This window comes from Streptomyces sp. cf386 (assembly GCF_900103585.1).
Taxonomy (GTDB): Bacteria; Actinomycetota; Actinomycetes; order Streptomycetales; family Streptomycetaceae; genus Streptomyces.
In genome coordinates this window covers 340,692-358,735 of record NZ_FNHV01000010.1, presented here as the reverse complement: position 1 = coordinate 358,735, position 18,044 = coordinate 340,692, and the positions used below count along the sequence as shown (strand labels likewise).

The 18,044-nt window shown below is 71.6% G+C and carries 17 protein-coding genes; 10 read left to right on the top strand and 7 right to left on the bottom strand.

Features of this window, described 5'->3' with window-relative positions:
• Positions 1-29: 29 nt before the first annotated feature.
• The 6 genes from BLU79_RS26680 to BLU79_RS26655 all read left to right on the top strand — a co-directional run bounded on the left by BLU79_RS26680 (position 30) and on the right by BLU79_RS26655 (position 5,847).
• Complete coding sequence (locus tag BLU79_RS26680; RefSeq protein ID WP_256333484.1) at positions 30-830, top strand: DeoR/GlpR family DNA-binding transcription regulator; 801 nt, start codon at positions 30-32, stop codon at positions 828-830.
• The gene (locus tag BLU79_RS26675; protein WP_093908424.1) at positions 808-1,896 is read left to right on the top strand and encodes an ABC transporter ATP-binding protein; all 1,089 of its coding nucleotides are present in this window, start codon (positions 808-810) and stop codon (positions 1,894-1,896) included. Before BLU79_RS26680 ends, BLU79_RS26675 begins: the two co-directional genes overlap by 23 nt.
• Complete coding sequence (locus BLU79_RS26670) at positions 1,893-2,921, top strand: 2-hydroxyacid dehydrogenase (protein ID WP_093908423.1); 1,029 nt, start codon at positions 1,893-1,895, stop codon at positions 2,919-2,921. The genes BLU79_RS26675 and BLU79_RS26670 overlap by 4 nt, the downstream gene beginning before the upstream one ends.
• A 159-nt stretch (positions 2,922-3,080) precedes the next feature.
• Complete coding sequence (locus BLU79_RS26665; RefSeq protein ID WP_093908422.1) at positions 3,081-4,508, top strand: FGGY-family carbohydrate kinase; 1,428 nt, start codon at positions 3,081-3,083, stop codon at positions 4,506-4,508.
• A 26-nt stretch (positions 4,509-4,534) separates the two neighbouring features.
• The gene (locus BLU79_RS26660; RefSeq protein WP_093908421.1) at positions 4,535-5,614 is read left to right on the top strand and encodes a glycerophosphodiester phosphodiesterase family protein; all 1,080 of its coding nucleotides are present in this window, start codon (positions 4,535-4,537) and stop codon (positions 5,612-5,614) included.
• On the top strand, positions 5,614-5,847 hold the full coding sequence (locus BLU79_RS26655) for a hypothetical protein (RefSeq protein WP_093908420.1): 234 nt from the start codon (positions 5,614-5,616) through the stop codon (positions 5,845-5,847). The genes BLU79_RS26660 and BLU79_RS26655 overlap by 1 nt, the downstream gene beginning before the upstream one ends.
• A gap of 3 nt (positions 5,848-5,850) precedes the next feature.
• Here the strand turns inward: BLU79_RS26655 and BLU79_RS26650 are convergent, their stop codons facing one another.
• Positions 5,851-6,495, bottom strand: a complete 645-nt coding sequence (locus BLU79_RS26650) for a mycothiol-dependent nitroreductase Rv2466c family protein (RefSeq protein WP_093908419.1) — start codon at positions 6,493-6,495, stop codon at positions 5,851-5,853.
• A 148-nt stretch (positions 6,496-6,643) separates the two neighbouring features.
• On the opposite strand from BLU79_RS26650, the gene pepN reads away from it, so the two are divergent.
• The 3 genes from pepN (at position 6,644) to BLU79_RS26635 (ending at position 10,977) form a co-directional block, all read left to right on the top strand.
• Positions 6,644-9,244, top strand: coding sequence for an aminopeptidase N (gene pepN, locus BLU79_RS26645; protein ID WP_177001183.1), 2,601 nt, complete (start codon positions 6,644-6,646; stop codon positions 9,242-9,244).
• 209 nt (positions 9,245-9,453) lie between these two features.
• On the top strand, positions 9,454-10,515 hold the full coding sequence (locus BLU79_RS26640) for a hypothetical protein (RefSeq protein ID WP_093908418.1): 1,062 nt from the start codon (positions 9,454-9,456) through the stop codon (positions 10,513-10,515).
• Between the two features lie 105 nt (positions 10,516-10,620).
• Positions 10,621-10,977 carry a hypothetical protein gene (locus tag BLU79_RS26635; protein WP_093908495.1) on the top strand — a complete coding sequence of 119 codons (357 nt, stop codon included), beginning with the start codon at positions 10,621-10,623 and terminating at the stop codon, positions 10,975-10,977.
• On the opposite strand, the gene BLU79_RS49240 is transcribed toward BLU79_RS26635, so the two are convergent.
• The 3 genes from BLU79_RS49240 to BLU79_RS48355 form a co-directional block, all read right to left on the bottom strand.
• Complete coding sequence (locus BLU79_RS49240; RefSeq protein WP_256333473.1) at positions 10,955-11,302, bottom strand: LLM class flavin-dependent oxidoreductase; 348 nt, start codon at positions 11,300-11,302, stop codon at positions 10,955-10,957. The genes BLU79_RS26635 and BLU79_RS49240 overlap by 23 nt on opposite strands.
• The gene (locus BLU79_RS26630; protein WP_256333472.1) at positions 11,281-12,111 is read right to left on the bottom strand and encodes an LLM class flavin-dependent oxidoreductase; all 831 of its coding nucleotides are present in this window, start codon (positions 12,109-12,111) and stop codon (positions 11,281-11,283) included. The genes BLU79_RS49240 and BLU79_RS26630 overlap by 22 nt, the downstream gene beginning before the upstream one ends.
• 78 nt (positions 12,112-12,189) lie before the next feature.
• A complete protein-coding gene (locus BLU79_RS48355) occupies positions 12,190-12,366 on the bottom strand; it encodes a hypothetical protein (protein WP_177001182.1) in 177 nt (58 codons plus the stop codon).
• 103 nt (positions 12,367-12,469) lie between these two features.
• Between BLU79_RS48355 and BLU79_RS26625 the strand changes: the two genes are divergently transcribed.
• Positions 12,470-13,879: a MocR-like pyridoxine biosynthesis transcription factor PdxR gene (locus BLU79_RS26625; RefSeq protein WP_093908417.1), complete on the top strand. Its 1,410-nt coding sequence runs from the start codon at positions 12,470-12,472 to the stop codon at positions 13,877-13,879.
• A gap of 26 nt (positions 13,880-13,905) precedes the next feature.
• Here BLU79_RS26625 and BLU79_RS26620 read toward each other — a convergent pair whose 3' ends face one another.
• The 3 genes from BLU79_RS26620 to BLU79_RS26610 all read right to left on the bottom strand — a co-directional run bounded on the left by BLU79_RS26620 (position 13,906) and on the right by BLU79_RS26610 (position 17,990).
• A complete protein-coding gene (locus BLU79_RS26620; protein ID WP_177001181.1) occupies positions 13,906-15,144 on the bottom strand; it encodes a serine hydrolase domain-containing protein in 1,239 nt (412 codons plus the stop codon).
• 139 nt (positions 15,145-15,283) lie between these two features.
• Complete coding sequence (locus BLU79_RS26615) at positions 15,284-15,505, bottom strand: hypothetical protein (RefSeq protein WP_093908416.1); 222 nt, start codon at positions 15,503-15,505, stop codon at positions 15,284-15,286.
• Between the two features lie 43 nt (positions 15,506-15,548).
• Entirely contained in the window at positions 15,549-17,990 is a 2,442-nt protein-coding gene (locus BLU79_RS26610) for a hypothetical protein (protein ID WP_093908415.1), read from the bottom strand.
• Positions 17,991-18,044: the final 54 nt, after the last annotated feature.

The window sequence follows — 18,044 nt, the reverse complement described above, 5'->3', positions numbered from 1 at the left end:
AGCAGGGCCCCGCCGCCCGCCAGGCCGCCATGGCCGAGCAGGTCCTCGCCGACGGGACGGCGACGGCCGCCGAGCTGGCCGAGCGGTTCGGCGTGAGTCTGATGACGATCCACCGGGACCTGGACGAGCTCGAACGGCAGGGAATCGTCAGGAAGTTCAGGGGCGGGGTGACGGCACAGCCGTCCGGGGTCTTCGAGTCGAACGTGCAGTACCGCCTCAAGACCATGCGCGCCGAGAAGGCCGCCGTCGCCGACCGCGCCCTGAAGCTGATCGAGCCCGGCATGGCGATCATGCTGGACGACTCCACCTCCACCCTGGAGATAGCCCGCAGGCTGAGGCTCGGGGAGGTGACCCCGCTGACGGTCGTCACCAACTTCCTGGAGGCCATCAACCTCCTCTCCGACCAGCGCGGCATCCACCTGATGGCCCTGGGCGGCGACTACGACCCGCTCCACTCCTCCTTCCTCGGCGTGTCCTGCGTCGAGGCGATAGGGCAGCTGCGGGTGGACGTCTGCTTCACCTCCACATCGGCCGTGAACGGGGGTTACGCCTACCACCAGGAGCAGCACATCGTGTCGGTGAAGCGGGCCATGCTCGACGCGGCCGCCCGCAACATCCTGCTGATCGACCACACCAAGCTCGCCCGGGTCGCCCTGCACCGGGTGGTCCCCCTCTCCCGCTTCGACCTGCTCCTCGTGGACGACGGGGCGTCGGCGGAGGCGCTGCGGGACCTGGACGAGCACAAGGTCACCTACGAAGTCTGCGCCAGGACAGGTCCTGAGGCACCGACCGTGACGAAGGGCAGCGATGACCGAGCTGGAACTACGTGATCTGCGCAAGACCTATCGCGCGCGGGGCCGCCCGGCCGTGGACGCCGTACGCGGCATCGACCTGACCCTGCGCTCGGGCGAGCTGCTGGGCCTGCTCGGCCCCTCGGGCTGCGGAAAGTCCACCACCCTGCGGATGATCGCCGGCCTGGAGTCGGTGACCGGCGGGGACATCCTGGTCGGCGGTTCATCGGTGATCGCTCGCCCCGCCCAACAGCGCAACATCGGGGTCGCGTTCGAGAACTACGCCCTCTACCCGCCGCTGACGGTGGCGGAGAACCTGGCGTTCGGCCTGAAGGCACGGCGCCGGGCCGACCGAGGCGACGTCGACCGCAAGGTCAAGGAGATCGCCGACCGCGTCGACCTCACCCCCCTCCTCGACGCCCACCCCGCGGGCCTGTCCAGCGGCCAGAAGCAGCGCGTGTCCCTGGCCCGCGCCCTGATCCGCGAACCGGACGTCCTCCTCCTCGACGAACCCCTCTCCCACCTGGACGCGGCCCAGCGCGACACGACCCGCCGCGAACTGAAGCGCATCCAGCGCGACCTGGGCCACACCACCATCCTGGTCACCCACGACCAGGAGGAGGCCCTCTCCCTCGCCGACCGGATCGCCGTGATGAAGGACGGCGTGATCCAGCAGCTCGGCACCCCGTACGAGATCTACGACAGCCCCGCCAATGTCTTCGTCGCGGACTTCGTCGGCGAGCCCGCGATCAACCTCCTCCCCGGCACGGCCACGGACGACGGCCAAGCCCGCCTCTCCGACACCATCCGGATCACGTTGCCGGTGCCGGTGCCGGTGCCGGCCGGCCGGAAGGTGACGGTCGGCATCCGCCCCGAGGACCTGACCCTCACCGGCGAGGACGACGGCCTCGCCGCCCGCGTGGTGGCCCACGAACCCCTCCTGGAGTCCGGCATCGCCACCCTCGCCCTCGACGGCGTCGACAGCCCCCTCGTCGTCCTCACCGACCCCGAGGTCCGCCTCGCCCACGACGACCGCGTCCACGTCACCGCCGACCCCGACCTCACCCATGTCTTCGACGCCGAGACAGGAGACTCCCTGCGATGACCAACGGGAACAGCGTGCGCGTGGTGGCCGCCGGTGACCATTTCATCCTGCCGTCGCTCATCAGAGAGGCACTGGCGCGCCAACTCACCTGCGAAGTGGGCGAATTGCGACTCGGCTGGCCCCTGGAGCCCTTCGGTCCGGTGGCCGAGGTGACGGAGGCGAGCGACGCCGAGGACGAGCTGATCGAGGCGCTGGCGGGTGCGCAGGTGCTGGTCACACAGATGGGCCCGGTGACGGAGCGGGTCCTCGACGCGTGCCCCGACCTGCGGCTGGTGGTCGTCTGCCGGGGCGGCCCGGTGAACGTCAACCTGGACGCCGCCAAACGACACGACGTCCGCGTCTGTTACGCCCCCGGCCGCAACGCCGCCGCCACCGCCGAGTTCACCGTCGGCCTGATGCTGGCGGCCCTGCGCCGCATCCCCCAGGCCCACGACCTCCTGGCCCGGCAGGGCAGTTGGGAAGGGGCGACCTACTACACCTACGAGCACAGCGGCCTGGAGCTGGAGGACCTGCCGGTCGGCTTGGTCGGCTACGGCGCCGTGGGCAGCAGGGTCGCGCGGGCACTGTGCGCGTTCGGCGCGCGGGTCATGGTCCACGACCCGTACGTCCACGGCGAGATCCACGGCCTGCGGGTCGCCTCCCTCGACGAACTCCTGCGCCGCTCCCAGGTGATCACCCTCCACGCCCGCCTCACGGCTGAGACCCGAGGCCTGATCGGCACCCGCGAACTGGCCCTGCTGCCGGAGGGGTCGGTTGTGGTGAACGCGGCGCGGGGGCCGTTGCTGGACGAGGACGCCCTGTGCGACGCGCTGGAGAGCGGGCACGTGTCGGCGGCGGCCCTCGATACGTACGCAAGGGAGCCACTCCCACCGGACTCACGCTTGCACGCCCTGGCCGACCGTGTCGTACTGACCCCGCATCTGGGCGGGGCGAGCCGCGCGGTCGCCGAGAAGGCGGCACGCATCGCCGCCGAAGAGGTGGGCCGCTGGGCTCGTGGGGAGCAGCTGGCGCACTGTCTGACCTGAGCAAGATGGCCGGGTGAGGGGCCGGGTGAGAGCCCACCCACCTCACTGGGCCGACGACACCGGCATGTGGCGCCCCGGAGGCGACCGAGCCCGATATTCGGCACCCCGCTGCAGAAGGCACGTCTCAGCCGACCGAGCGAGAACATGAGGAGCCGCGACATGTACGTCGGTATCGATGTCGGCACATCCACGGTGAAGGCCGCCGCGTTCGACGCCGAGGGCCGCGAACTGGCCGTGGCGTCCCGCCCGGTACGCCTCACCCTGCACGGCGGGTTCGTCGAGCAGGACATGGAGGAGATGTACGGGGCGGTCGTCGCCGTACTCGCCGAGGTGACCTCCCGCGTCCCCGAGCCGATCGAGCTGGCCGGCCTAACCGGCCAGGGCGACGGCGTATGGCTGCTGGACGCCGAAGGCCACCCCGTGCGCCCCGCCGCCTCCTGGATGGACGGCCGCGCACACGAACTGGTCGACCGCTGGCTGGCGGACGGCACGTTCGAGGCGGTGTTCCGGCGGACGGGAAGCGCGATGTTCCCCGGGTGTCCCGGCCCGCTGCTGGCGTGGCTGGACAGCCATGAGCCGAAGGCCCTCGACGCGGCAAAGGCCGCCCTGTACTGCAAGGACATGGTGTTCCAGCGGCTGACGGGCGCGGGCCCGACGACCGACGTGTCGGACGCCTCGATGCCCTTCCTGGACCCGCGTACCCGGACGTACGACAACGGCGTGGTCGAACTCCTGGGGCTGACCCACCGGCGCGGCCTCCTCGCCCCGGTCAGCGACCCGATCGCGACGGCGCACACGCTCGGCGAAGGCCTCCCGCCCGGGACCCGTATCGCGAACGGCCCGTACGACCTCCCGGCCTGCGCACTCGGCGCGGGCGTGACGTCCCCCGGCGACGGTCTGCTCATCGTCGGCACCTGTCTGGCCAGCCTCGTCGCCACCACCGACCTCGATCTGACGGGCGAACCGGCCGGGCTGTACATCAACACCGACCGGCCGGGGCACTGGCTGCGCGCGATGCCCGCGATGGTCGGTACGGCGGCGCTGGACTGGGTGCTGTCGACGACCGGCGTCCGGCACGAGGAGGTAGACGGGCTGCTGGCGGAGACCCCGCCGGGGGCGCACGGCGTACGCGTACTCCCGTACTTCGCCCCCTCCGGCGAGCGCGCCCCCTTCGTCGAACCGCGCCTGCGTGCCGAACTGACCGGCGTCTCCCTGGAGTCGACCCCCGCCGACCTGATCCGGGCGACCTGCGAGGGCATCGGCTACGCCGCCCGGCACTGCCTTCAGGCGGCGGGGCTCACCGGGACGCTGGCGGTGTGCGGCGGCGGTACCCGCAGCCCGGCGTGGATGCGGCTGCTCGCCGACGTCCTGGGGCGTCCGCTCCGGGTCGTCGAGGGCGAGGTGGGTGCGCGGGGCGCGGTGCTGGCGGCGGCCGAGCGGTACGGGGTGGTGCTGGACGCGGAGGTGTGGACGCGGCCGACGGCGGTCGTCGAGCCGGACCCGGGGCGGGCCGCGTACTACGCGAAGGGGTACGAGGAACACCTGGCCCGTCTGACGGAGGCCCGCGGCCGGGCACGACGTATCTGAAGAGCCCTACGAGGAAAGGGAGTTGTATGTACCCGAGACGTAGATCCCTGCTGCTCGCGGCCGCCGGCACCACGGCGGCCGTCGCCGTCCCCACGACCACCGCCGCCGCCGTCCCCGCGACGGCGACCGCCGACTCCCACCCACCGGGCCGCCCGATCGTCATCGGACATCGCGGCGCGGCCGGCTGGCGCCCGGAGCACACGGCGTCCTCGTACACCTACGCCGTGCAGACCGGAGCCGACTGGATCGAACCGGACCTGGTGCCGACCAAGGACCATGTGCTGGTCGTCCGGCACGAGAACGAGATCTCGCAGACGACGGACGTGTCCGCGCACCCGGAGTTCGCGGACCGCCGTACGACGAAGACGGTGGACGGACGGTCGGTGACCGGCTGGTTCACCGAGGACTTCACGCTGGCGGAGCTGAAGACGCTGCGGGCGGTGGAGCGGCTGCCGCTGGTCCGCAACCGCAACACCGTGTTCGACGGCCGGGACCGGGTCCTCACCTTCCAGGAGGTCGTCGACCTGGCGCGCGGACTGTCGAAGACGTACGGCCGGACCGTCGCCGTCTTCCCGGAGACCAAGCACCCGACGTACTTCCGCTCGATCGGCCTGCCGCTGGAGCCGAAGCTGGCGTCCGTGATCCGTCGGGGCCGGCTCGGCCGGCGTGAGTGCGTCGTGCAGTCCTTCGAGCCGACGAGCCTGCAGCGGATCGCGGCCGAGCGTCTGGGGGTACCGCTGTGGCAGGCGCTGGGGACGACCGGTGGGCCGTACGACCTCGTCTCCGCCGGTGATCCGACGACGTACAAGGACATGATGACGCCGGCGGGGCTGGCGCGGATCGCCGCGTACGCGGGGTGGATCGGGCCGGACAAGTCCTCGCTCGTCGGTACGTCCCTGCTCGCGGACGCGCATGCGGCAGGGCTGCGGGTGGGTCCGTACACGTTCCGGGCGGAGAACCAGTTCCTGCCCGCTGAGCTGCGGCGGGGAAGCGGAGCGAACGATTTCGGGGACGCGTTCGCCGAGTACGCGCTGTACTTCGGGATGGGGGTCGACGCGGTGGTGACCGACTTCCCGGATCTGGCGGTGCTGGCGAGGAGGGGTTAGTGATCCGCAGGTGGTGTCCGACCTGCCGGGGCTGGCAGGACTTCCGGCAGCTCAAGCCCGACGAGAAGGCGGCCGTGCGGGAGGAGAAGGGGCCCCGTCACTTCGTGGACAACCTCTGGCGCTGCACCGCGCCGGGCTGCCTCTTCTACCAGACCCACCTGCACGCACGAGGCGGCGGCATCCTCCCCGACAGGTTCCGCGAGGAGGCGGCCGCCGCCACCGAGCCGGAGTGACCCCTACAGGTTGCTGAAGTCCGGGCCCTTGGTACGGGTGCGCTTGATCTCGTAGAAGCCCGGCACGGAGGCCACGGCGAGGGTGCCGTCCCACAGCCGCGCGGCGTCCTCGCCCTTGGGGGCCGGGGTGACGACCGGGCCGAAGAAGGCGATCTGCTCGCCGTCGGCGCCGGGGACGGCGATGACCGGGGTGCCGACCTCCTGGCCGACCTTCTCGATGCCCTCCTTGTGGGAGGCGCGCAGCTCGGCGTCGAACTCGAAGTCCTCCTGGTCGGCGTAGTCGATCAGGTCGGCGGGCAGGCCGGCGTCCGCGAGCGCGGCGGCGATGGCCTCGGTGGTCGGGCCCTCTCCGTTGTTGTGGAAGCGGGTGCCGAGCGCGGTGTAGAGGGGGCCGAGGACGTCGGCGCCGTGCTTCTGCCAGGCGGCGGTCACCACGCGCACCGGCTTCCACGCCTTGGTGGCGAGCATGTCGCGGTATTCCTCGGGGAGGTCGTCCAGCTTGTCCTCGTTCAGCACGGCCAGGCTCATGATGTGCCAGCGGACCTCGATGTCGCGGACCTTCTCCACCTCCAGCACCCAGCGGGAGGTCATCCAGGCCCAGGGGCACAGCGGGTCGAACCAGAAGTCGACGGGGGTCTTCTCCGACATGTCTCTCCTCATGAGGCAAGCGTGTGTCCGCGAAACATGTGGGGGAACGCCGCTGCTCGCCCGACCATTCCCCGGTGCCGTGCGGGAGGGGCGCATGGCAGGATCAGGACTGTCCGCATACTGAACACCACCCCAGGGAGTGCCACCCGTGCCCGGTGAGAATCTGTCCCGTGACGAGGCCCGGGAGCGGGCCGCCCTGCTGTCCGTCGACGGGTACGACGTATCCCTCGACGTGCGTTCCGCCGTCGGCGACGGCGACCCGGAAGGCGCCGCGCCGCGCACCTTCCGCTCGGTCACCACGATCCGCTTCCGCTGCGCCGAGCCCGGCGCCACGAGCTTCGCGGATCTGATCGCGCCGAGCGTGACGGCCGTCTCCCTCAACGGCACGGACCTGGACCCGAGCGAGGTCTTCGACGGCTCGCGGATCATCCTGGAGGACCTGGCCGCCGACAACGAGCTCGTCGTCGACGCCCAGTGCGCCTACTCCCGCACGGGTGAGGGCCTGCACCGCTTCGTCGATCCCGAGGACGGCGAGGTCTACCTCTACACGCAGTACGAGCCGGCCGACTCCCGCCGCGTCTTCGCCAACTTCGAGCAGCCGGACCTCAAGGCGCCGTTCCGCTTCGAGGTGCGGGCGCCCGATGAGTGGACGGTGTGGAGCAACGGGGTCGGTGAACTCGCCGACGGGATGTGGAAGTTCGCCGAGACGAAGCCGATCTCGACGTACATCACGTGTGTCGTGGCGGGCCCGTACCACTACGTCACGGACTCCTACGAGCGCGTCCTCGCCGACGGCACGACGCTGCGGATCCCGCTCGGCGCCATGTGCCGCAAGGGCCTCGCCCCGTACTTCGACTCCGACGACATCTTCCTGGTCACCAAGCAGGGCCTGGACTTCTTCCACGACCACTTCGACTACCCGTACCCCTTCGGGAAGTACGACCAGGCGTTCGTGCCGGAGTACAACCTCGGCGCGATGGAGAACCCGGGTCTGGTGACCTTCCGCGAGGAGTACATCTTCCGCGGCAAGGTGACGCAGACGTCGTACGAGGGCCGGGCCAACGTCATCCTGCACGAGATGGCGCACATGTGGTTCGGCGACCTGGTCACCATGGTGTGGTGGGACGACCTGTGGCTGAAGGAGTCCTTCGCGGACTTCATGGGCACGTTCGCGAACGTCGGCGCGACCCGCTTCAAGGACGCCTGGATCACCTTCGCCAACCGCCGCAAGGCATGGGCGTACCGCGCCGACCAGCTGCCCTCCACGCACCCGATCACGGCGGACATCCGCGACCTGCAGGACGCGAAGCTGAACTTCGACGGCATCACCTACGCCAAGGGTGCCTCCGTCCTGAAGCAGCTGGTGGCGTACGTCGGTCAGGACGCGTTCCTGGAGGGCGCGCGGCGCTACTTCAAGCGGCACGCGTACGGCAACACGCGCCTCGGCGATCTGCTGTCGGTGCTGGAGGAGACCAGCGGCCGGGACATGGGCGCGTGGGCGCGCTCCTGGCTGCAGACGGCGGGCGTGAACTCGCTGACCCCGCAGGTGCTGCTGGACGCGGAGGGCCGGGTCGAGGAGCTGGCGGTGTTGCAGGAGGCCGCCGAGTCGCACCCGGAGCTGCGTCCGCACCGGGTCGCGGTGGGGCTGTACCGGCGGGGCGCGGACGGGGCGTTGGAGCGGTACACGCGGGCCGAGGTGGACGTCGACGGTCCGCGTACGGTCGTGGCGGAGCTGGCGGGCGCCGAGGCGCCGGAGCTGGTGCTGGTCAACGACGACGACCTGACGTACTGCAAGACCCGCTTCGACGGGACGTCGCTGGCGACGCTGCGTTCCGCTCTCGGCACCATGACCGACCCGCTGGCCCGTGCCCTGTGCTGGTCGGCGCTGTGGAACATGACGCGGGACGCGCTGCTGCCGGCGCGGGACTTCGTCGACCTGGTGCTGCGGTTCGCGGGGCGCGAGTCGGACATCGGCGTGCTGCAGATGCTGCACGCGTGGGCTAACTCCTCGCTGGTGCACTACGTGGCGACGGACTGGCGGCCGACCGGTGAGCGGCTGGTCGCCGAGGGCGCGCTGCGGGAGCTGCGGGCCGCCGAGCCGGGCAGCGAGCAGCAGCTGGCGTGGGCGCGGTTCTTCGCGTCGGCGGCGTCGGGTCCGGAGGATCTGGGGCTGCTGCGGGGGCTGCTGGAGGGCACGGAGAAGATCGAGGGGCTGGACGTCGACCAGGAGCTGCGGTGGGCGTTCCTGGGTCCGCTGGCCGCGCACGGGGTCGCCGACGAGTCGGTGCTGGCGGCCGAACTGGCCCGTGACGACACCGCGTCCGGCAAGCGCCACCAGGTGCGCTGCCTCGCCGCGCGGCCCTCCGAGGCGGTGAAGGCGCAGGCGTGGGCGCAGGTCGTCGAGTCCGACGCGCTGTCCAACGCCCTGGTCGAGGCGACCATCGCGGGCTTCACCCAGCCCTCGCAGCGGGAGCTCATCGCGCCGTACGCCGACAAGTACTTCGCGGCGATCGAGCGGGTGTGGGACGAGCGGTCGATCCAGATCGGCATGGACGTGGTCCGGGGGCTGTTCCCGGGGCTCCAGCAGTCGCAGGCCACGTTGGACGCGACGGACGCGTGGCTCACGGCCCACGAGGGCGCGGCTCCGGCGCTGCGGCGGCTGGTGCTGGAGGCGCGGGACGATCTGGCGCGGGGGCTGCGGGGGCAGGCGTGCGACGCGGCGGCTTCCGGATCGGCGTCAACCGCATAAGACCTTTGGCCAACGATCACGGCCCTCCGTGACCGTTACGGAATTCAGGCAATAGCAGCCGTAACCCCTGGTCCAACCCGAACGGACCAGGGGTTTTCCGTGCCTACTCGGCATCCGAACATCCGTCCTTTAGTGCCAGGTTGTCCGTTTTTGTCGACGGGCGTGTAACAGCGGTTAGCGGGCGGATCGGACGCGGGAATCTCCGGGTCATGAACCACAACACCCCGGTCCCCCCGCTCTTCCCCCGCCCCCTGCGCCACCTCTCCGAGGTGCACCGCCGTGTCATGACGACCGCACAGCTGAAGTCCCACGGTGTCCCCGCCGCCGAGACGAACGAGCAGTGCCGTCCCGGCGGCCCCTGGCGGCAGCTCCTCCCCGGCGTCTTCCTGCTCCACCCCGGCCCGCCCACCAGCGAGGAGCGCCTGCACGCGGTGCTGATGTACGCGGCGCGGGAGCGGACGCCCGGGGTGCCGTCCCAGCCGAACGCGGGCGAGGGACACACCGCCCCCGGCTACAGCGAGGTGATGATCACCGGCCTCGCGGCGCTGACGCTGCACGGCTTCTCGGCCACGCCGCCGCTGACCGCGCTGGACACCATCGACGTCCTGGTCCCCCGCATGCGCCGGCTGCGCTCCACGGGCTGCGTCCGCATCCTGCGCACCCCCGCGCTGCCCACCCCGCAGCAGGTGACGGGCCTCCCGGTGGCCCCCGTCCCCCGCGCCCTGGCCGACGCGGTCGCCGAACTGACGGACGCGGGCGCCGTACGCCGCCTGCTCACGGAGGCCGTCCGCGCCGGCCACTGCGAACCTGCGGCGGTGGTACGGGAGTTGAACCAGGCGAAGCTGCTGTCCCGCCCCCACGTCGTGGACGCGGTGGACTCCCTGCTCGCCGAGGGCCGCGCGATCGCCGAGGACCGCCTCTACGAGATGGTCCACGACTACGGGCTCCCCGACCCCGTCTGGAACGTCGACCTGCGCCTGCCCGGCGGCCCGCACCTCGGCGGCCTGGACGCCTACTGGCCGGACCAGGCGGTGGCGGTGGAGCTGGACACCCGGGCTCCACGCCAGGGCCACCGCGAGGACGACGACGCGCTCTGGTCCGAATACGCCCGCAAGCGCGAGCACTTGGAACGGCTGGGCATCACGGTCGTGTACATCACCCCGAAGAAGCTCCGGGACGCGATGGAGCAGCAGGCCGCGGTGGTCCGTACGGCGCTGATGGCGGCGGCGGACCGGGATCCGGCGGCGTATGTCGTGGTGCTGCCGCGGTAGTGACGGACCGCGCGGGCAGCACCAGGAGGGGAGAGGAGGGGCCGCCGGGGCCTGGTGCCGGCGGCCCCTCCTCGTGCCATGGGCGCCTTCGCTAGGTTGTGCGGGATGAGACGTGGATGGCGAGGCGCGTTGGTGGCGTTGTTCCTGCTGCCGCTGCTGTGGGGCTTGGTCACGCTGGCGAGGGGTGCTTCGTCCTACGGCGCCCCGGAGTGCCCCGGCCTCCAACAGGGCGAGGACGGCGAGTCGCACCCCGGCCCCATGCGACGCGGCCACACCTGCGCGGTCTCCTACAGCACCGAAAACGGCCGCTCGACGGGCACGAGGACGTACGACCAGCAGAAGTACGCCCAAGAGCGGGACCGGTCCGGTCTCTACTGGCGGGGCGCCGGTTATGTGGCCTACGGAACAGCGGGGTTGCTGGCCCTGACGGCCACCAGGCTCAGCCGTCGAACTCCGCGATGAGCTCCCCCACCAGCCGCATGCTCCCCAGCACGCTCTCCTGGGACAGCGCCCCCACCTGCTGGAAGCACATGAGCCGGTCGATGCCCAGGTCGGCGTTGGCGCGCAGCTTCTTGCGGACCGTCTCGGGGCTGCCGACGATCAGGGAGTCCTGCTCGGCGAGGGCGTCGTAGACCTCGTCGTCGGGGACCGTCTCGCCCTGCAGGATGCGCCCGATGACCAGCAGCGCGGCGCTGGGGGCGCCCGCCGCCTCGGCTTCCCTCCGCAGGAACTCACCGGCGAGACCGCCGCCGGACGGGTCGGCCATCAGCGCCTTCTCCCGCTCCATGGTCTCCAGGAAGGCGTCGGCGGCCTCGAAGAAGGTGAGAGCGCGGGCCGTGTACCAGCGGCGGCTGCCGCGCCGTCCCGCATGGCCTGCTCGTCGGTCTCCGCGCAGTGCACGAAGGTGAAGAAGGCCACCTGGTCGTTGACGACGGCGCCGACCGGCTCCCGGCATTCCGCCGCGGCGGCCCGGTACAGCCCGACCAGCCTCGCCACCCGGTCCAGCGGCTCCCACAGCGTCGTTCCGAGCACACCGACCCCGCGCCGCCCCGCCTCCTCGAACGACGCCGGGCTGGAGGCCGCCTGCCACAGCGGCGGATGCGGCCGCTGGTGCGGCGCCGGTACGACGGGCACCCCGCCGCTCACCGACGTGTCCCCGGTCCACATCTTCGGTACGACCTCGAAGGCGTCCCGCGTCCGCTCCCGCACCGTCGCCGGGTCGGCCCCGAACAGCCGCCACTCGGGCGGGGTGGACCGGGTGAGCCCTATCTCGGCGCAACCGCCGCTCAACTGGTCCAGCATCGCGGCGCGTTCGGCGATCCGGATGGGGTGGTTGATCTCGCGCGGGGCGAGCACGGCATGTCCGAGGCGGATCCGTGAGGTCCGCTGGGAGAGCGCGGCGAGCAGCAGCTCCGGCGCGGAGGAGAGGCTGAACTCCTCGGCGCCGTGGTGCTCGACCTGCCACCAGCAGCCGTAGCCCGACTCGTCGGCGAGCACCGCCTGTTCGATGGCCTGCTGGATGCGCAGGTGCTGGTGGTCGTCGCCGGGCGGCCAGGGGCGGGGGTTCTGGATCTCGCTGAATATGTCGAGATTCATTGGCCGGTTGCGACCTTTCGCGTCCTTCTGAGCCGTGATGCTTCGAAGGTACGGGCTCGGACCACGAAACGGAGGCAATCACTCCGGTTTACTCGGCCAACGCCACGAGATCCACCCCCGCCGCGCCTCGTCCGGCACGACCGGTGCGTCCGGCCGGGCCGACAGGGCACCGGACTTGGCGTGCCAGTCCTCGAACACCCCGCGCAGCACCGGGTGTTGGGCCTCGACCCGCAGCGAGCGCCGCACAGTGGCCATGACGTCCTCCTTCGTCCCCGCGCACTCCGTCTGCGCGCACTCCACTGATGACTCGGACGACTCGAAAGTAGCCAGCAATGGCTCGCTGCTACCGTCCAATGGCATGCGGGTATCACAGACCAATCTGGCCGGCGATCTCCTGCTCCACCTGGAACGGTCCGGCGACGGCCCCCTGCACGAGCGGGTGAAGCGGGCCCTGCGTGCGGCCATCAGGGAGGGGCGTATCGAGGTCGGCACCGCCCTGCCGCCCAGCCGGCAGCTCGCCGCCGACCTCGGCTGTTCACGCTGGGCGGTGACCGAGGCGTACGGCCAGCTCATCGCCGAGGGGTATCTGGAGGCGCAGACCGGCTCCGCCACCCGGGTGCGCTGGTCGAACGCACCGGACACGGGCTCCGGACGTCCCGCGTCCCGGCAGGCTCCCGCGGTCCGCTTCGACCTCGGCCCCGGGCTGCCGGACCTGCGCGCGTTTCCGCGTCGCCGGTGGGCCGAAGCGGTACGGGAGCAGGCGGCCACCGCGGAGTTCGCCGAGTTCGGGTATCCGCCGCCCGGCGGTCACCCCCGGCTCAGGCGGCTCCTCGTCGCGTATCTGGGGCGCTCCCGCGGTGTCTCGGCGAACCCGCAGGACGTGACGGTGTGCACGAGCGTGACCGACGGAATGCGGCGCATGTGCCAGGCCCTGCGCGCCGACGGCATCACCGCGGTCGGCTGCGAGGAACCGGGCTGGACCCGGCTGCGCGAGGTGATCGGCGCCGCGGGCCTGGAGCCGGTGCCGGTCCGCACGGACGGCGGCGGTCTGCGCGTCGACGACCTCGCCGGGCACCCGGGCCTGCGGGCCGTACTGACCACCCCGGCGCACCAGTTCCCGCTGGGCACCGTGCTCGCCCCCGAGCGACGCGCGGCCCTGCTGCGGTGGGCTCGTCAGGTGGACGGCGTCGTCCTGGAGGACGACTATGACGCGGAGTTCCGCTACGACCGCCGCCCGGTCGCGGCCTTGCAGGGCATGGACCCGTCCCGGGTCGTGCTGTTCAAGTCGCTCAGCAAGATCCTGTCGCCGGCGCTCGGCATCGGCTGGATCGTGGCACCGGCACGCTGGACCCGCCATCTGTACCTGGCCGACCAGACGGCGATCCAGCCCCCGACCCTCGACCAGCTCGCCTTCGCCGCGCTGCTGGAGTCGGGTGCCTACGACCGCCACCTGAGGGCCTGCCGGAAGCGGTACCGCGACCGCCGCGACGCCCTCGTCCGAGCGCTCGCCCATGAACTCCCCGGCGCCCCGGTCTCCGGCATCGCGGCCGGTCTCCATCTCCTGCTGCGCCTGCCCGGCACCGTGGACCCCGCGGCCGTGGTCGCCGCGGCGGCCACCCGATCCGTGCGCGTGGCCGACCTCGCCGCCTATCACGCCACCGAGGACCACGCCGACCACGGCCTGGTCCTCGGCTACGGCAACCTCGCCGACGGCGTGCTGGGCGACGCGATCCGGCGTCTCCGGGAGGCGGTGGAGGAGTGCGGCTAGGGCACCCTCGACGCCGGGTCAGCCGATCAGCCGCGAAGACGCGGTACGGACATCACGTCGCCCGAACCAACCCCGTGCGCCTTGCCCGAGCCCGCTCGGTCACCGGCCGTCGCCGGCGCCTTGCCGCAGAACTCCGCCTCGATCACGGCATCGGTGTCCCCCGTCCAGTCCCCGTTGAAGTTGAAGGCGAGGGAGTGGCGGCCGTCCGCCGTCGTCACCGCCTCCGACGTCGAGCCGTGGATACCGCCGCCATGGCCCCAGACCGTGACGCCGCAGCTCAGCTTGCGTTCGATCAGGCCGAGGCCGTAACCCGCGTTCGGGATGGCGTCGACCTTGATCGTGGACTTCATCTCGGAGAGCTGCTTCGCGGGGAGGAGCCTGCCCTTCAGCAGGGCCGAGTAGAAGCGGTTCAGATCGGCGGAGTCGGCGATCATGTCGCCCGCACCGGCGGCCAGGGAGGGGTTGAGCTCCGTGACGTCGTACGTCGGCCCGGTGGTCGTCTCGGCGAGCTTGCCGTAGGCGCGGCTGCTCGGTTTCGGGAGCTTCGGGTAGGTGCCGGGGACGAGCGTGGCGCGCAGGTGCAGGGGCTCGACGATCCGGTGGCGGATCTCGTCCGCGTACGGGTTGCCCGAGACGCTTTCGATGACCATCGCGGCCAGGGTGTAGTTGGTGTTCGAGTAGTTCCAGGACGTGCCCGGGGCGAAGTCCGGCTGGTGCCCCATGGCGATATCCACCAGCTCCTCGGGAGACCGCGTGTCGAAGCGGTGCTCAAAGAAGCCGTCCTTCAGGAAGTACGTCCGGCCGAAGTCGTCGTCCGCGGTGAAGTTGAAGATGCCGCTGGTGTGGTTGAGGAGCTGGCGGACGGTGATGCGGCCGCCGTCGTGGCCGTTGCCCCGCACCACCCCCGGCAGCCACTTCTCCACCGTGTCGTCCAGCGACAACCTGCCCTCCGCCTCCAGTTGGAGCAGCACCGTGGCGACGAACGTCTTGGTGATGCTGCCGACCCGGTAGCGGTCGTCCGCCGAACGCGGCTTCCCGGTCTTGAGGTTGCCGACGCCCGCCGTCGCCGACCACCCGCCGCGCCCGTCCTTCGCGGTCACCGTCACGCCGGGGACCCCGTCCTCGACGGCGGCCGCGATGGCCTTGCGCGTCGCCGTGTGGTCGGTTCCGGCGGGCGCCGCCGCCAGCGCGGGAGCCGCGAGGGCGACGGACAACGCCACCGCCGTCGCCGCCACCAGGGCCGTGCGGGCCGTACGTACGCTCATGTCTCTCCCCCTTCCGCCCGCTCACGTCGAGCGGGGTCGGGGGGAGAGACCCGGGGTGCGGGTGCGGAGGTTGATGCCCTGTGCGGTGGTTGACCCTGTTTCAGCCAGGTCGTACCGAGGAGGAGCGGAGTCGGCGCCGTCAGTCCTCTTCCTCGTCGCCCGCCTCGTCGTGGTGGATGTGGATGTCGCCGTTGGCGGCGGCGTAGACGGTGCCGTCATCCTTGGCCGTGTTGGTCTGGTCCGTCCGGGTCGTCTCGGCGGGCTGGGTCACCTTGACGCGGATGTTGTCGCCGGCCACGACGGGGCCGGAGGCGTTGCCGCCAATGTGGATCTCGTTGTGGCTGGGGGGCTTGTGGGTCATGGGTGGGGCTCCTCGGGTGGGGACGGGTGAAGGGAACGTTCGGCTATGACACGCGGGTCAGGGTGAACGGCGTGCAGGTGTAGCACGTCACCGTGTCGTCGATGGCGGAGGCCATCTCGCGGGTGACCTCGGCGGTGTCGCCGTCCGGGCCGATGGTGATCGTCGTACGGACCTCGCCAAGAACAGCTCCGCATGAGCCACTGGACATGTCGTACGCCGGCGCCGTGGTGCTATAGGTGTCGCCGCTGCCGGTGAATTCCGCGGTGATCGTGTTTCCGCAGATGTCCTGCGTGGTCGCTGTGTAGCTTCCGGGTCCCGCTTCGACGAATTCGATCCCTCCGCCTTCGCTGCTCTCCCACACTCCCGCCAGGCCGGTCGGTTCCGACTCGACGGGGGCCGGGTCCACGGGATCCGGGGTGTGGTCGAGACCCAGATCCGGCGCGGTGGCGGCGACGGCCGGAGTGTCCGTGGCAGGGTCCGACGAGTTCTGGTTCTGCTCGATGGCGACGGCTCCGATGGCGATGGCGGCGATCACCGCGGCCACCTTGAGGGCCGCGGCGACTCCGGTTCCAGCCGCCGCTCCCCCTCCGGAGGAGGCGACAACGCTGCCGCCTTCCATCAGGCCGGGCGGCGGTGCTCCCACCGCATGGGACGCGGCCGTTCCGGTATCGACAGGCATGCCGGTTCCCGGCGGGGTCACGCTCTGTACCGGCGTCAGGTCCGGCACCGCGGAGTTCACGTCCGGCACGGGCCCCGGATCAGGCACAAGAGACCCGCTCACGTCCTGCACAGGCGTCGGGTCGACCCCGGAAGAACCCACATCCTGTACCGACGTCGGGTCGCCCCCCGAAGAGCTCCCATCCAACCCAGGCGTCGAATCACCCCCCGGCGGCGAGCTGCTCACATCCGCCGACCCACCCACATCGCCCTGCGCCGACGCCCCCGGCCCCCCTCCAGAAGGCGACAGCGCCTGCTCCGGAACATACTGCTGGGCCACCGACGCCGCCTCCGCCCCCTGCGTATCACCCAACTGCCGCCACAGGACCCCCGCCTGCACCAACAGCACCCCCGCAAGCACCCGGTTGCCGGTCAGGATGTTCCGGATGCCCCGCTCATGCGTGAAGTACGCCTCGGCCTGGCGGTCCCCCGCCCGCTGCGCGGCCGGCAGTCCCTGGTCGAGCAGACGCCCCCAGACACCGAAGCGCAGGGAGCGGGCGAGGGCGGGGGAGGCGGCCCGGACGACCTGGACCGCCAGGTCGGCCCGCCCGGAACCCTCGGCGAGTTCCGCCACCACCTCCAACGCACGGGCGTGATCGGCGACTTGGACCGCCGGAGTCGTCGACCGTGCCGCCCACTCCGCGAAGTAAGTGCACAGCCGCTCCAGCGAGTACGGCACCAGGCCCTCACGTTGCCGCAGCGCCGGAACGACGTCCGTGGCCACGCGATAGCCCAGCTCCGTCTCCTGGGCCAGGCCCAGCCTCGCCAGTCCCTCGCACAGCACCGCCGGATCCGAGGTCTCGCTCAACTCGCCGATGTGCACCGGCGCGAGCTCGGCGTCGCCGAGGGTCGCCAGGAGGTGCAGGGCGCGCAGCGAGGGGCCGTCGAGCCGGTCGAACAGCGGGGGCAGCAGGTCCCGTACCGCGCCGGGCTTGGGCAGTACGGCCTCGCCCGACGGGTCCAGCCGGGCCACGGCCGCCGCGCGCAGCAGCAACAGCGGCGTGCCGGACGCGGTCTCCCACAACGCGGCGGCCGTCTCCTGTTCGCCCGCCTCGGCGACGGGACGGCCCAGTTCCCGGGCGAGCAACTCCGTCGCGGCGTCCCGGTCGATGCCCTGGAGCCGCTGCGCCCTGCCGTCGGAGCCCAGCAGCGAACTCTCCCGCGCGGCGAAGACGAAGGTCGCGTCCGGGGCGGCGTCCATGACCATGCGCAGTTGTTCCGCGGTGTAGTCGGCGTTGTCGACGTACACCGTCACCTCCATGCCCGCCATGAGGCGGCGCAGTTCGGTGGGGGACGGGGCGTAGCCATGGGTCTCGTGGCAGGCCTCGAAGATGTCCTGGGCCAGGTCCTCGGGCTCGCGCCGGGCGGCGTCGAGGAACAGCTTCCCGTGGGGTCCCGCACCGAGCGTGCGGGCCGCGTGCCGCAGCAGCGCGCTCTTGCCGACGCCGGGTGATCCCCACAGCTGCACCGTGTCGCCGCCCCGGAGCGCGGCGTCCAGCGACGCCAGGTCGGCGGCCCGGCCGAGCGGGGCGCTCTGCCGCCGCGGGGGCAGCTCGACCCGTTCGCGGCGCCTCGGCTGCGGCCGCTCGCCCTCCACCAGCACGTTCACCGTGGAGCCGTGCTGCGCGCCGATGTACGCGATGTGGTTCCCGGCGATCACCGGGGCGGTGGCGTCCCCACCGATGGTGATCCGATTGCCCGTCTGCCCCGTCTGCCCCGTCTGCTGACTGCCGGTTTGGTCGTTGTCGTCTTCGTCGATGCTCGCCATGGCTACCCCGTTGTCGTGATCGCTCCCTTGGTGCAGGCGTCACGCTAGCCACGG